We start from the raw sequence: 13,121 nt of genomic DNA, 5'->3' as shown, positions 1-13,121 counted from the left end.
CCGGACCCTACATTCAAGGAACAGGACCATGACAGACCTACCTTCTTCTCCCGCGCCCACAACCCGCCGGGAACACGACAGCCTCGGGGACCGCGATGTCCCCGAGGCTGTCTATTGGGGAATCAGCACGCTGCGGGCGGTGGAGAACTTCCCTGTCAGCGGGCGTCCCATCGGCTCGCTGCGTTCGCTCGTCCGGGCGCTCGGCGCGGTGAAACGCGCCGCCGCCCGGGCCAATGAAAGCCTGGGCCTGCTGGAACCGGACAAATCCGCCGCCATTCAGGCGGCCGCAGGCGAAGTGATGGGTGGACGCTGGGACGATCAATTCGTGGTGGACGCAATCCAGGGCGGCGCCGGAACTAGCACCAACATGAACGCCAACGAGGTCATCGCCAACCGGGCCCTGGAGCTCTTGGGACGCGGCAAGGGGGACTACTCCGCCCTGCATCCGATCGACGACGTCAACCGCAGTCAGTCCACCAACGACGTGTACCCGACCGCCGTCAAGATCGCCTTGCAACTGGACCTGGCAAAGCTGTGTGCCGAGCACAGCCTGCTCATCGAGTCGTTCCAAGCAAAGGCAACTGAGTTCACCGGCATCGTCAAGGTGGGCCGAACGCAGCTGCAGGATGCCGTACCGATGTCCTTGGGCCAGGAATTCGGCGCCTTCGCGGAAACCCTGCGCGAGGACAGGCACCGTCTCCTGGAACTCTTGCCGCATTTGGCCGAGTCGAACCTGGGGGCCACGGCCATCGGGACGGGCATCACGGCTCCGTCGGGCTACCGGGAAGCCGTGATCAGGGAGCTTGCGTCCATCACGGACTTGCCGCTGGCCTCCGCAAGCAACCTGGTGGAAGCAACCAGCGATACCGGCGTCTTCCTGCTCGTCTCCGGAGTGCTCAAGCGGGCGGCAGTGAAGCTCTCCAAGATCTGCAACGATCTCCGCTTGCTCTCTTCCGGCCCGCAGGCTGGCTTCGCAGAGATCTTCCTGCCGGCGGTACAGGCCGGCTCGTCCATCATGCCGGGCAAGGTGAATCCGGTGATTCCCGAAATGGTGAACCAGGTGGCTTTCCGCGTGGTGGGGGCGGACGCGACGGTCACCATGGCAGTTGAGGCGGGCCAACTCCAGCTCAATGCCTTTGAACCCGTCATGGCCGATTCCCTGCTGGAGTCCCTCGCTTGGCTCACAGTGGCCTGCAGGCAGCTGAGGACCCACTGCGTGGATGGCATCACTGCCAACGTCCCCATGTTGCAGCAGCGCATGCTCGGCTCCATCAGCGTTGTGACGGGACTGGCACCCTTGCTGGGCTACGCCGCGGCGGCTGAGCTTGCCAAGGAGGCACTGGCGTCAGGCCGGGGCATCGCTGAGCTGGTGCTCGAACGAGGGCTGCTGGACCGGCAGCAGGCAGAGACGGTCCTCTCCGCGGCGGCGCTGGCCGGCCTCGGCTGAAGCGGGCCTCATGCCAAAGAGGGACCATGCCCGGTGGGCATGGTCCCTCTTTGTTGGTCCGTTCTTTGGTTGCTCGGCGGTCAGACCCCCACGGGTTGCGCTGCTTGCTGGTCATGCTGCAGGTAGCTCCGCTGGATGGTGATCTGGTCAGCTACGTATTTGGCGTCGTGCCAGACACCCCAGATAAAACTCGATCCACGGCGGGACTGCCACGGCAAGCCAAGGAAGTAGATCCCCGGTTCACTGGACACGCCGCGTTGCTGCACAGGACGGCCCCGCTCATCGAAGGCTTCCACGTTCAGCCAGCTGTAGTCCTGAACGAACCCGGTGGCCCAGATGATGCTGGTAACCCCGGAGGCAGCCAGGTCGAGTTCACGGACCGGGTTACTGAGGCATTCCGGGTCCGGACGAAGGACGCGGGCCCCGGGCTCCTCGGGGAGGTCCAGGCCGTTGCGCTCCACGTACTCGTCGGCCTCGTCGAGCAGTCGCAAGTAGTTTGCATCGCCGTTGGCGATGTTGTCCTGCAGGTCGCCCGCAAAACGCATGGTCCCGGCGTCGAACGCTTCTGTACGCCCCACCAGGGTGATGCCTTCTTCGGCGAGTTCGCGGAAGTCGACCGTGTGGCCGCCGTCGGCCCCGCTCACGGCGATGGTGACGTGCTCGGCACCCTGGGGAGGAGTGGACGCATCCCAGAGGCCGAGGACTCCCAGCCACCAACAGAAATCGCGGCCGCGGTAGCTCCGCGGGGGCCGGTCGTGAGGACCGACGGAAAGGAAGACCTGGCGGCCGGAACGCTGGATTTCGGCAGCGATCTGCACGCCTGAAGACCCTGCGCCAACCACCAGGACGGCGCCTTCGGGCAACTGGCCCGGGTTTCGGTACAGGCTTGAGTGCAGCTGCTCCAGCCCCGAAGATTCAGGCACGACGGCGGGAATCACCGGACGCTGGAACGGCCCCGTTGCCGCTACCACGTAACGCGCGTTATAGTCGCCGTCGCTGGTCTGGACGTGGAAACCGGGGGCGCCTGCATTCCTGCGGACCGAGGTTACCTCCACACCGCAGCGGATGGGCGCGCCGATCATCCCGGCGTAGGCCACAAAGTAGTCGGCTACCTGTTCCTTGGAGGCGAAGGCTCCAGGTTCAATGCCATTGAATTCCATTCCCGGAAAACGGTCGTGCCATGCCGGGCCGTTTGCCACCAGCGAATCCCAACGCATGGAGCGCCAGCGCTCCGCGATCCGGTGGCGTTCCAGGACCACGTGGTGGATCCCTTGATTGGTCAGATGCTCGCTCATCGCTACGCCGGCCTGCCCGGCGCCGACGACGAGAACCTCAACCTCTTGCCTTGTCATGCGATCTCCTCTGCTTCAGTTCGGCTGTTGATCCATTTTCAGGCGGGCCAAGTGCATCTGCATAGCACATAAAACAGCGCAATCACATCGGAAATATCGATGCAACAAGGAGGTCGCGGCAGCGAAAGCGGCGGGCCACCCCGGCTCCTTTCGAAGCCGAGGCGACCCGCCGCCGCCGTCGTGCCTGTTGGTAACTGCTAGAGGTTCTCCACCAGCGAGACGTCGCGGACCGCGCCCTTGTCTGCGGACAGTGCCATCGCGGCGTAGGCGCGGAGGGCCGGCGAGACCTGGCGGTCACGGTTCTTGGGCTTGAAACCGCCGTTGACCAGGAGCTTCTCGCGGCGCTCGGCAAGGATCTCGTCGGAGACCTTCAACTGCAGGGAGCGCTGCGTGATGTCGATGCTGATGATGTCGCCGTTCTCCACCAGGGCGATCTCGCCGCCGGAAGCAGCTTCCGGGGAGATGTGCCCGATGGACAGGCCGGAGGTGCCACCGGAGAAGCGGCCGTCCGTGATGAGGGCGCACTTCTTGCCCAGGCCGCGGCCCTTGAGGAAGGACGTGGGGTAGAGCATTTCCTGCATGCCCGGACCGCCGCGGGGGCCTTCGTAGCGGATGACCACCACGTCGCCTTCCTTGACGGTCTTGTTGAGGATCATTTCCACGGCTTCGTCCTGCGACTCGCACACGATGGCCGGGCCTTCGAACTTCCAGATGGACTCGTCCACACCGGCGGTCTTCACCACGGCGCCGTCCACGGCGATGTTGCCGCGCAGCACGGCCAGGCCGCCGTCCTTGGAGTAGGCGTGCTCCACGGAGCGGATGCAGCCACCCTCGGCGTCGGTGTCCAGGGAGGTCCAGACGTTCGACTGCGAGAACGCGGTGGAGGAACGGACACCGCCAGGGGCTGCGTGCCACAGTGCTTGGGCTTCGTCGGTGGCCTTGCCGCCGCGGATGTCCCAGTCGTCCAGCCAGCCGTCAAGGTCGGTGGAGTGCACGGAGTGGACGTTCTTGTGGAGGAGGCCGCCGCGGTTCAGCTCACCCAGGAGCGCGGGGATGCCACCGGCGCGGTGCACGTCCTCCATGTAGTAGGTCTTGTCCTTGGCAACGTTCGGGGCCACCTTTGCCAGGCAGGGCACCTGACGGGACTTGGCGTCCATTTCGGCCAGGCCGTATTCCACGCCGGCTTCCTGGGCCGCGGCCAGCAGGTGCAGGATGGTGTTGGTGGAGCCGCCCATGGAGATATCCAGGGCCATGGCGTTGTCAAAGGCCTCGGCGGTGGCGATGGAGCGCGGCAGCACCGAGTCGTCGTCGCCTTCGTAGTACCGCTTGACGAGTTCGACGATCGTGGCGCCGGCCTTTTCGTACAGCGCCTTGCGGGCGGTGTGGGTCGCGAGCACGGAGCCGTTGCCCGGCAGCGCGAGGCCGATCGCTTCGGCAAGGCAGTTCATGGAGTTGGCGGTGAACATGCCGGAGCAGGAACCACACGTGGGGCAGGCATTCTCTTCGATGAGGTTGATGTCCTCGTCGGAGATGGATTCGTCCACGGCGTCGGCGATCGCGTTCACCAAGTCCAGGGAGCGCACGGAACCGTCGCTCAGCGTCACGCGGCCGGCTTCCATGGGGCCACCGGACACGAAGACCACGGGGATGTTCAGGCGCAGCGCGGCCATGAGCATGCCCGGGGTGATCTTGTCGCAGTTGGAGATGCACACCAAGGCGTCGGCACAGTGGGCGTTGACCATGTACTCCACCGAGTCCGCGATCAGGTCGCGGGACGGCAGCGAGTAGAGCATGCCTGAGTGGCCCATGGCGATGCCGTCATCCACGGCGATGGTGTTGAATTCACGCGGCACGGCGCCGGCAGCCAGGATCGCGTCGGAAACGATCCGGCCTACCGGGGCAAGGTGGGTGTGGCCGGGGACGAACTCGGTGAAGGAGTTGGCCACGGCGATGATCGGCTTGCCGATGTCGGAATTGGCGACGCCGGAGGCGCGCAGCAGTGCGCGGGCGCCGGCCATGTTGCGACCATGGGTGACAGTTTTTGAACGTAGTGCAGGCATGAATACCATCCTGCTGCCTCGGGACCCGGTGCAGAAGACGGCCTTGATACTAGTAGTAGGAGTACCAGAGTAATAGTATTTATGGGTGCACGATTCGGAGAGACGCAAAGAACTCGGCCTCTTCCTCAGGGCCCGGCGGGACCAGGCCCTCCGATCCGAATACGGGCTACCCCCCATATCCCGGAAACGCGAGCGCGGCCTGCGCCGCGAAGAAGTCGCCTTCCTCTCCGGCGTGAGCGTCACCTGGTACACGTGGCTTGAGCAGGGGCGGGACATTTCGCCGTCGCGGCAAGTACTCGAGGCGATCGCGCGGGCGTTGCACTTGTCCGATACCGGGCTGGCTTATGTGTTGTCCCTGGGCGGCTATGCCTCCTCGGTTTCAACCGCGCCCGTTGCCGGCAGCGCTCCCCCGCACGTGCAACGCCTGCTCGATGCCCTGGACCCGAACCCTTCGTATGCGCTCTCCCCCGACTGGGGAGTTGCCGGGTGGAACAAGGCCTACGCCGCCTTGTACCCGAACATCGCCAACGTCCCCGCCGAGGACCGGAATCTGTTGTGGCTCGTCTTCACGGATCCGTACATCCGCGATCTGCTCCCGGACTGGGATGTCACCAGCCGCCGCTTCCTCGCGGAGTTCCGCGCAGAAACCGGCCAGCGCCTGGGCGATCCGGACGTGAAATTCCAGGTGGAACGGCTCAAGGAAGCCAGCCCGGAGTTCCAGGAAAGCTGGGACCAGTACGACATCCTCGGTTTCGAATCCCGCGAGCGCCAATTCCACCACCCGGCCGTGGGCGTGTTGCACCTGGAGCACCACCAGGTTTCGCCATCGGACCGGCCGGACCTGCACCTTGTGGTGTACACGCCGGCGCCGGACAGCGGCGCGGAAGAACAGATCGCGCGGCTGATGGAGCTGGGATCCTAGGGTTGCTCCTCCGCAGGCTTAGCGCTGCCCGATCGGGCTGATGGCCAGTTCGTCGATGCGCACATGTGGCGGGCTGTCGAGGATGAAGCGCACGGCCCTGGCCACATCCCCGGCGCCAAGCATCTGCGAGCGCTGTTCGGCGTCCGGCACTTCGGGGCGCATGGCCAGGAAATCGGTGTCCACGTCCCCCGGGCATAGATGGCAGACCTTGATGCCGTTGGTGCCTTCCTGGTCATTGATGGACGCGACCAGCGCGGACAGTCCGGTCTTGCTGCTCATGTAGGCCACGCCGGAACCGGGCGAGAACCGCCAGGCGGCACGAGAGGACACCACCACGATGTTCCCGGAGCCTTCGGCCCGCATGCCGGGGAGCACCAGGTGGATGGCCCGGGCGACGCTTGTGAGGTTGGTGTCCACGATGTCCGCGAAGTCATCCATCGATTGGTCCGCCCACGTTCGGTTGGGCGCGTTGAGGCCGGCGGCAAGTACGACGGCGGTCACCGGGCCCCAGTGTTCCTCGATCCTTGAGTGCGCCCCGGCCAACGATTCAGAGTTCCTGGCGTCCGCCACCACGTCCAGGGCTTCGCCACCGGCGAGCGCGATGAGGCGTGTGGTTTCGGCAACGGCGTCGTGGCGGCGGCCGGTGACTGCTACCCGCCAGCCGGCTTCGGCCGCCTCCACAGCGGCAGCCCTGCCCATGCCGCTTCCGCCACCGATGATCCAGAGTGTGCCAGCCATGAATCCCAACTCCAACTTTTAATAGTCATATCTTTGGAACTCATCGTATGCTATTCATATGACTAATGCAGCAGAAGTTCAGTGGGGAATCGAAGGCCGCGTGGTGGTGGTGACGGGAGCGGCCCAGGGCATTGGCCGCGTTATTGCAGAGAGCTTCGCACGCAACGGAGCCAAGGTTGCCGCCCTGGATATCTCGCGAGAAGGCGTCGAGGCGGTAGCCGCCGAACTGACCAAGGCTGGCGCCGCCGTCGTCGGCCTTGCCTGCGACGTCACCAACAGCGCTTCGGTGCAGGAAGCTGTGGAACGGGCTGCCGGGCACTTCGGCGGGATCGACATTCTGGTCAACAACGCGGGAATCAACGTTGAAGGCACGGTGGAGGAGCTTGAGGACACGGCGTGGCAACGCTGCTTCGATGTCAACGTCACCGGCGTGGCACGCATGTGCAAAGCAGCCATTCCCTATCTCAAGGAGAGCGGCCACGGCCGGGTGATCAACGCGGCGTCGTTCGCTGCGATTGTGCCCAGCATCGGCAGCGCCGCCTACGCGGCATCCAAGGCCGCCGTCGTGCAGTTCACCAAGGTACTCGCCGGAGAACTGGGGCCGTGGAACGTCACCGTCAACGCCTATGCTCCCGGAATGATCCCCACCGGCATGAACGGCTTCGCCACCATGCCACAGGATGCGCAGGACCGCTTGCTGGACACACTGACGCTGCGGAAGTGGGGCGAGCCCCGGGAGGTGGCCGATCTCCTGCTGTTCCTCGCCAGCGACGCTTCGCGGTACATCACGGGAACCCTGATCGATGTCAGCGGAGGAAAGCTCGCCACGCAGATCCCGTCCAAGGCCTACGACGCCATGGACGCCCGCCCGTGACGGAGCGGCCGCGCCCCTTGCCGGGACTGCACGACCAGGTCCTGGACAGTTTGGGGAAGGACATCTGCTCCGGCGTGCGGGCGCCGGGGAGCACCCTGACCCTGGAGGAACTGGAACGAACACACGGCGTCTCGCGGTCGGTGGCCCGGGAAACGGTGCGTGTCCTGGAATCCATGCAGTTGGTGGTTTCGCGCCGAAGGGTGGGGATCAAGGTGTTGGATCCGGACCAGTGGAACCTGTTCGAGCCACGGATCATCCGCTGGCGGATGCAATCACCGCAACGGCCAGAGCAACTGGCAGCACTCGTTGGACTGCGCCTCGCCGTGGAACCCGAGTCCGCACGCCTCGCCGCCTTGAACGCCTCGCCCGGCCAGGCGGCGGAACTGGTGGCGTTGGCTGGACGCATGTGGGCCGCCGGCGAAGAAGGCAACCTGCAGGCGTTCCTGGAACTCGACGTCCAGTACCACGCGCTCATGCTCGAGTGCTCGGGCAATCCGATGTTCGTCCAGCTGCAGGGGCTCATCAGCGAGTTCCTTGAGGGTTGGCATGCCGGCGGGCTTGGCCCCGGCCATCCGCACCCCGTGGCCCTGCAACTCCACGCGGAGGTGGCCACTGCCGTCCAGCGCCGCGAACCGGAAGCCGCCTTCACCACCATGCGGAACCTGCTCACCCGCAGCGCCGACGAAGCCAGCTGACGGCGCGTCCCGCCGTCGAACCCTACGTGCGCGCCTTGCGGCCCGCCCATACCAGCGTTGCCACCCACACCAAGGCGGCGAGTGCGGCGTACCCGGCCGTGATGGCGGGAAGGCTGAGGCTCCGGCTCAGCTGCCCGGCCACGAGGCTGGGCAGCGCCGAACCTGTGTAGGAGATCGCATAGATCACCGCCAGGAGTCCGGCGCGTTCTTTGGGGAGGGCATGGGGCAGGAGCGTGTTCATGCTGCCCGAGGTGGCGATGCCCATGCCGACGCCGCCCACCACCCCGGCGCCGATGAAGAGTGCCAGGATCCCCGCCGTGCTGGCGAACGCCAGGCCTGCGCCCGCTGCGGCAACCAAGGCCATCCCCCACCGCTGGGCCGTTGCGGGACCCAGCCGCCCGGCGATGAACCCACCGAGGAAGCCTGGCGCCATGTAGGAGGCAAACACGGCCGCGGCGATGATGGGGCTGTGCGAGCCGAGGTTGTCGGCCGCAAGGGAGGGCCCGAACGAGTTGAAGTAGCCGCCGAAGGCCCAGGTAGCCACGAAAACGCCTGACGCGAGGGGCAGATGCGGTTTAGCGGCGGCGGGTACGGCCAGGTTGGGCACCAGCGAACGCCAGGCACCACCCACGCGCTGCACCGTTTCCGGCCGCGTGGCCAGTGCGATGGCACAGGCGGTGAGGACCAGCGCGAAGACACAGAAGGTGAACTGCCGGGGCGCGGGAGCGAACTCCACCAAAACGCCGGAAAGAAACACGCCGGCGGAGAGCCCCACCGTGGCACCCGCCGTCGTGACAGCGGCCACGAGCCATCTGGGCCGCCGCGGCGCGGTATCCACGACGTAGGCGCCGATGGCACTCGACGCGACGCCGGCGGCGAGGCCCTGGAGGGAGCGGCCAAGCAGGAGGGGCAGGAAGCTGTGGACCCACAACAAGGTGACGCAGCCGAGGAAGGCGAGCGTCAGCGCCGCAATCGACACCGGGCGGCGACCGAAATGGTTGGAGAGCCGGCCGAGGAAGAGCAGGGCAAAGACCGCGCAGCAGAAATAGGCAACGGCCACCAGCGAGAATTGGTCGTTCGTGAGGCCGTCCGCAACCCGGTAAGTGTCGTACAAGGGGATGACGGCGGCACCGGCGGCGAAGACGCTGACGAAGGACACGGTTGCGGCCATGAAGCCGCGGCCGTCCTTGGTGGGTGCGCTTGCTGTGGTGCGCGAGGCGGTCGGGGCGCTCACTGGGCGGTGGGGAATTCGGTGGACATGCCTTCAACGCTACGGTGGCATCCCGCGCGCAGGGAGTCACTGGCGTTACCCCTACCACCAACCCCCCTTTGACGTTGCGCAGGTCACGTTCTATGATTTATGAATCGATTCAAGATGTAACCCTCCTCACGCTGCGTAAGCGGGGAAGATTTCTTGTTCCTTGCCAATGACGGACAAAGGAGACTCACGAATGAGCGTCATACACCGACGGGACATCCAGCCCACGCTCGAGACCGCCCCTCTCGACAATGGACCAGGCCGGAAAGACCCCAAGAAAGCCGCCATGAGCGGTTGGATTGGAAGCGCACTCGAGTACTACGACTTCGCCCTGTACTCGTTGGCCGCGACACTTCTGTTCCCCACGATCTTCTTCCCCAGCGAAAACCCCACCGTGGGCATCATCGCTTCCCTGGCCACCTACGCCGTGGGCTACGTTTCCCGGCCGATCGGCGCAGTGGTCCTGGGAGCCTACGGCGACAAGCATGGACGCAAGAAGGTCCTTGTGTTTGCCATGCTGCTCATGGGCTTCGCCACCTTCGCCGTCGGCCTCCTGCCGACGTATGGACAGGTAGGACTCCTGGCTCCCGTACTGCTGGTGATCCTCCGCCTCATCCAGGGCTTCGCCGTGGCAGGCGAGCTTGGCGGGGCCAGCGCCATGATCGTGGAGCACTCCCCCGATGCACGCCGCGGCTTCTTTGCCAGCTTCAGCCTGCAGGGCACCCAGGTTGGTTCCATCCTGGCCACGGCCGTCCTGATCCCGCTCGCTTCCCTGCTTCCCGATGACCAGTTCCACTCATGGGGTTGGCGCATCCCGTTCCTGCTGAGCGCCGTAGTGATCCTGGCCGGCTACATCATCCGCCGGCGCGTCACGGAACCACCCGCTTACCTGGCACAGTCCGAGGCGTCCCTGACCGGGAAAACACAGGCCAAGCGCCGCTTCCCGCTGTTCGATCTTCTGCGCACCCACCCGTGGGTCCTGGTCCGCTGCATCGCCATGACCTTCACCAACGTCATCGGCATGGCCACCCTCATCTTCGGTGTCTCCTTCGCCACCCAAAAGGGCTACGGCATCGGCTTCACCAGCAGCGAGTTCCTCTGGGTCACCATGGCTGCCAACGTTGCGGCCGTCATCACCATCCCGGTCTTCGGCGCCCTGTCCGACCGCATGGGCCGGCGGACGCTCATGGTTGCCGGTGGCATTGTGGGTGGCCTGCTGACCATGGGCTACCTGTACGCGATCCAGCTGGGCAGCCTGCCCTTGGTGTTCGTGTGCGTCGTGATCGTCCAGGGCATCTTCTTCCAGATGTGGAACGGCACCTTCGCCACGTTCTTCCAGGAGCAGTTCCCCATGCGGATGCGCGTCACCGGCTTCGCCGTTTCGCAGAACATCGGACTCATGATCACGTCCTTCTTCCCGAGCCTGTTTACCGCGATCGCTCCTCCGGGGTCCGCGAACATCCCGTTGGTCATCGGCCTGACCACCCTCGGCATCTGCCTCGTCTCCGCCGTAGCCACCCTGCTGTCCTCGGACACCAAGGGCAAGACGCTGGACGAGCTGGAAACGCGCTGACCTGATCCTCATGGCACGCCCCGCCGCTTCCGCCCGCGCATGGATTGGCACCGTCTTCTTCCTGTTCCTTGCGCCCGGAGTCGTGGCGGGGCTGGTGCCGTGGACCATCTCCGGCTGGCGGCGGCACGACTGGGGTGAGTCCTGGATTGTCGAGCCGATCGCCCTGGTGGCCATCGCCGTCGGGGTTGCCTTCCTGCTGTACGCGTTCGCCCTCTTCGCGATCCACCGCGGGACTCCGGCCCCGGTTGCGCCCACAGAGACACTGGTAGTCACGGGCGTCTACCGCTTCGTCCGGAACCCGATGTACCTGGCGGTCCTCGCCATCATCCTGGGGCAGGCCCTGCTGTTCGCGAACTGGTGGGTGGCGTTCTACGCCGCATTGGTTTTCCTTGCCGTCTTCACCTTCGTCAAGGGTTACGAGGAACCGACACTCACCGACAGATACGGCGGGCAGTATCTCGACTACCGGCGCCACGTTCCCGGCTGGTGGCCCCGCTTCACACCGTGGCGCGGAGAAGAAGGCGCACAGTAGGCTGTCCGGGGTAAGCGGAAGCGGCGGCAAAGGGGAGTTCAATGACCGCGAAAGTACGTTGGGGCATCCTGGGCGGCGCACGCATTGTCCGCAAGACCATTCCGGCACTGCAGGCCACGGTCAACGGCGAGGTAGTGGGGATTGCTTCCCGCTCAGAAGTGAAAGCCAAGGAATTGGCGGACAAGCACGGCATTCCGCAGGCTTTCGGTTCCTACGAAGAACTGTTGGCCTCCCCCGACATTGATGCGGTCTACCTTCCGTTGCCCAACGCGCTGCACCATGAATGGATCCTGAAGTCCCTCGACGCGGGAAAGCACGTCCTCTCCGAGAAACCCCTGGCCATGAACGCCGCCGAATGCGAAGACATCGCGCGCAAGTCCGACGAGACGGGACTCAAAGTCCTTGAGGGCTTCATGTACCGCTTCCATCCCAGGTTCGAGAAGCTGCAGGAGCTCCTGGAGGCGGGAACCGTGGGAACCTTGACGTTCGTCCACGTTGCCCATTCCTTCGACGCCGGTGGAGACGACAACATCCGCTGGTACGCCGGGCTTGGTGGCGGTGCGCTCTTCGACACCGGCTGCTACTGCGTCAATGCGGCCCGGATGGTCACCGGCCAAGAGCCCACCACCGTGGAAGCCTTCGCCAACATGCGCGAAGCCAGCGATGACGGACTGATCGACACCAGCATCGCCGGGATCATGCGCTTCCCGGGCAACGCCACCGTGCTGTTCGATACCGGCGTCAACCTGGAACGCCGCAACTTCCTGGAGATCACGGGCACCGAAGGCCGGCTGTACCTGGACAACCCGTTCGGGCTCCTGGACGAGGATTCCGTCCTTGAGGAGCACCACTTCGGCCAGGATCCCGTTCGGCACCACGTCAAAGGCCGGAACCACTTTGTCCGGATGGGCGAACACTTCGCGGACAGCGTCCTGAACGGCACCCCGCTCCGCTACGACCTCACGGACGCGGCGAACAATGCCCGAGCCCTGACAGCACTTCGGGACGCTGCCCGGAAGCACGTGGGGGGCTGATGATCTGCCGCTACTGCTGGCCGATATCGATTCCGGTCACGGGATCACCGGCGCGTTCGTACACCAAGCAGAGGGCTCCTTTGGGGAAAGCCTGCGGCTGTCCAACCAGCCGGAAGGCCGCGGGAATACCCGCGCCCTCGGTCCACAGCTTCTTCCCTTTGCCGAAGGTGAGCGGGTAGACGTAGAGGTTCAGCCGGTCAACAAGGTCGGCATTGAGCAAGGAGCGGGTCAGGTCCCCGCTGCCCACCACATGGATGTCTTCGAAGCGGTCCTTCAGCTGGCCCACCTCTGATACGTCAGAGAGTGCGGTGGTGCCCTGCCAGGACGGGTCAGTCAGGGAACGTGAAACAACAAACTTCGGCATGGCGTTGAACTTGCCGGCAATTGGATCGCCGGCGTCCTGGCTGGGCCAATACCCCGCAAAGATGTCATAAGTCCGCCGACCCAGCAGCAGGGCGTCCATGCGATCGATGCCGGCCATGATCACCGCACCGGTCCCTTCGTCCGAGTAGGCAGCCTGCCAGCCACCAAACTCGAAACCGCCCGAAGGATCCTCGTCCGGTCCGCCGGGTGCCTGGTACACGCCATCAAGGGTGATGAACAGATCAACGGACAGCATTCCCATGTGAGCGCTCC

The 13,121-nt window shown here is 65.2% G+C and carries 12 protein-coding genes; 7 read left to right on the top strand and 5 right to left on the bottom strand.

The features are described 5' to 3' along the window. Nucleotides 1-28: 28 nt before the first annotated feature. Nucleotides 29-1,447 carry an aspartate ammonia-lyase gene (locus tag ACIQT2_RS10890; RefSeq protein ID WP_402946228.1) on the top strand — a complete coding sequence of 473 codons (1,419 nt, stop codon included), beginning with the start codon at nt 29-31 and terminating at the stop codon, nt 1,445-1,447. Nucleotides 1,448-1,527: 80 nt separating this feature from the next. Here ACIQT2_RS10890 and ACIQT2_RS10885 read toward each other — a convergent pair whose 3' ends face one another. Continuing rightward, on the bottom strand, nt 1,528-2,799 hold the full coding sequence (locus ACIQT2_RS10885; RefSeq protein ID WP_402946226.1) for a flavin-containing monooxygenase: 1,272 nt from the start codon (nt 2,797-2,799) through the stop codon (nt 1,528-1,530). 197 nt (nt 2,800-2,996) lie between these two features. Beyond that, a complete protein-coding gene (gene ilvD / locus ACIQT2_RS10880) occupies nt 2,997-4,859 on the bottom strand; it encodes a dihydroxy-acid dehydratase (RefSeq protein WP_402946224.1) in 1,863 nt (620 codons plus the stop codon). Between the two features lie 85 nt (nt 4,860-4,944). Here ilvD and ACIQT2_RS10875 point away from each other — a divergent pair, with 85 nt between their 5' ends. After that, a complete protein-coding gene (locus ACIQT2_RS10875; protein WP_397326126.1) occupies nt 4,945-5,781 on the top strand; it encodes a helix-turn-helix transcriptional regulator in 837 nt (278 codons plus the stop codon). A gap of 18 nt (nt 5,782-5,799) precedes the next feature. On the opposite strand, the gene ACIQT2_RS10870 is transcribed toward ACIQT2_RS10875, so the two are convergent. After that, complete coding sequence (locus tag ACIQT2_RS10870; RefSeq protein WP_400336781.1) at nt 5,800-6,519, bottom strand: SDR family oxidoreductase; 720 nt, start codon at nt 6,517-6,519, stop codon at nt 5,800-5,802. 58 nt (nt 6,520-6,577) lie between these two features. Between ACIQT2_RS10870 and ACIQT2_RS10865 the strand changes: the two genes are divergently transcribed. Further along, nucleotides 6,578-7,393 carry an SDR family NAD(P)-dependent oxidoreductase gene (locus ACIQT2_RS10865; protein WP_402946221.1) on the top strand — a complete coding sequence of 272 codons (816 nt, stop codon included), beginning with the start codon at nt 6,578-6,580 and terminating at the stop codon, nt 7,391-7,393. Next, nucleotides 7,390-8,088, top strand: coding sequence for a FadR/GntR family transcriptional regulator (locus ACIQT2_RS10860; RefSeq protein ID WP_402946219.1), 699 nt, complete (start codon nt 7,390-7,392; stop codon nt 8,086-8,088). The genes ACIQT2_RS10865 and ACIQT2_RS10860 overlap by 4 nt, the downstream gene beginning before the upstream one ends. Before the next feature lie 22 nt (nt 8,089-8,110). Here ACIQT2_RS10860 and ACIQT2_RS10855 read toward each other — a convergent pair whose 3' ends face one another. Beyond that, on the bottom strand, nt 8,111-9,322 hold the full coding sequence (locus ACIQT2_RS10855) for an MFS transporter (protein ID WP_402946217.1): 1,212 nt from the start codon (nt 9,320-9,322) through the stop codon (nt 8,111-8,113). A gap of 217 nt (nt 9,323-9,539) precedes the next feature. On the opposite strand from ACIQT2_RS10855, the gene ACIQT2_RS10850 reads away from it, so the two are divergent. Genes ACIQT2_RS10850 through ACIQT2_RS10840 form a run of 3 tightly spaced genes read left to right on the top strand, consistent with a single transcriptional unit; the run spans nt 9,540 to nt 12,485 of the window. Further along, nucleotides 9,540-10,919 carry an MFS transporter gene (locus ACIQT2_RS10850; protein ID WP_402946215.1) on the top strand — a complete coding sequence of 460 codons (1,380 nt, stop codon included), beginning with the start codon at nt 9,540-9,542 and terminating at the stop codon, nt 10,917-10,919. A 10-nt stretch (nt 10,920-10,929) separates the two neighbouring features. Next, on the top strand, nt 10,930-11,451 hold the full coding sequence (locus ACIQT2_RS10845; protein ID WP_402946213.1) for a methyltransferase family protein: 522 nt from the start codon (nt 10,930-10,932) through the stop codon (nt 11,449-11,451). A gap of 41 nt (nt 11,452-11,492) precedes the next feature. Continuing rightward, the gene (locus tag ACIQT2_RS10840; protein WP_402946211.1) at nt 11,493-12,485 is read left to right on the top strand and encodes a Gfo/Idh/MocA family protein; all 993 of its coding nucleotides are present in this window, start codon (nt 11,493-11,495) and stop codon (nt 12,483-12,485) included. A gap of 10 nt (nt 12,486-12,495) precedes the next feature. Here ACIQT2_RS10840 and ACIQT2_RS10835 read toward each other — a convergent pair whose 3' ends face one another. Next, nucleotides 12,496-13,110, bottom strand: coding sequence for a dihydrofolate reductase family protein (locus tag ACIQT2_RS10835; RefSeq protein ID WP_402946209.1), 615 nt, complete (start codon nt 13,108-13,110; stop codon nt 12,496-12,498). Between the last annotated feature and the right edge of the window lie 11 nt (nt 13,111-13,121).

This window comes from Paenarthrobacter sp. NPDC090522 (genome assembly GCF_044769225.1).
In the GTDB taxonomy this organism is placed as follows: domain Bacteria; phylum Actinomycetota; class Actinomycetes; order Actinomycetales; family Micrococcaceae; genus Arthrobacter.
Note: the sequence above shows the minus strand (reverse complement) of the source record. Positions and strands in the feature narration are given on the sequence as shown.

Bases quoted from the DNA above. Each gene is read 5' to 3' on its own strand.
- ACIQT2_RS10890 (WP_402946228.1), top strand. From the start codon at position 29: ATGACAGACCTACCTTCTTCTCCCGCGCCCACAACCCGCCGGGAACAC.
- ACIQT2_RS10885 (WP_402946226.1), bottom strand. From the start codon at position 2,799: ATGACAAGGCAAGAGGTTGAGGTTCTCGTCGTCGGCGCCGGGCAGGCC.
- ilvD (WP_402946224.1), bottom strand. From the start codon at position 4,859: ATGCCTGCACTACGTTCAAAAACTGTCACCCATGGTCGCAACATGGCC.
- ACIQT2_RS10870 (WP_400336781.1), bottom strand. From the start codon at position 6,519: ATGGCTGGCACACTCTGGATCATCGGTGGCGGAAGCGGCATGGGCAGG.
- ACIQT2_RS10865 (WP_402946221.1), top strand. From the start codon at position 6,578: ATGACTAATGCAGCAGAAGTTCAGTGGGGAATCGAAGGCCGCGTGGTG.
- ACIQT2_RS10850 (WP_402946215.1), top strand. From the start codon at position 9,540: ATGAGCGTCATACACCGACGGGACATCCAGCCCACGCTCGAGACCGCC.
- ACIQT2_RS10845 (WP_402946213.1), top strand. From the start codon at position 10,930: ATGGCACGCCCCGCCGCTTCCGCCCGCGCATGGATTGGCACCGTCTTC.
- ACIQT2_RS10840 (WP_402946211.1), top strand. From the start codon at position 11,493: ATGACCGCGAAAGTACGTTGGGGCATCCTGGGCGGCGCACGCATTGTC.
- ACIQT2_RS10835 (WP_402946209.1), bottom strand. From the start codon at position 13,110: ATGGGAATGCTGTCCGTTGATCTGTTCATCACCCTTGATGGCGTGTAC.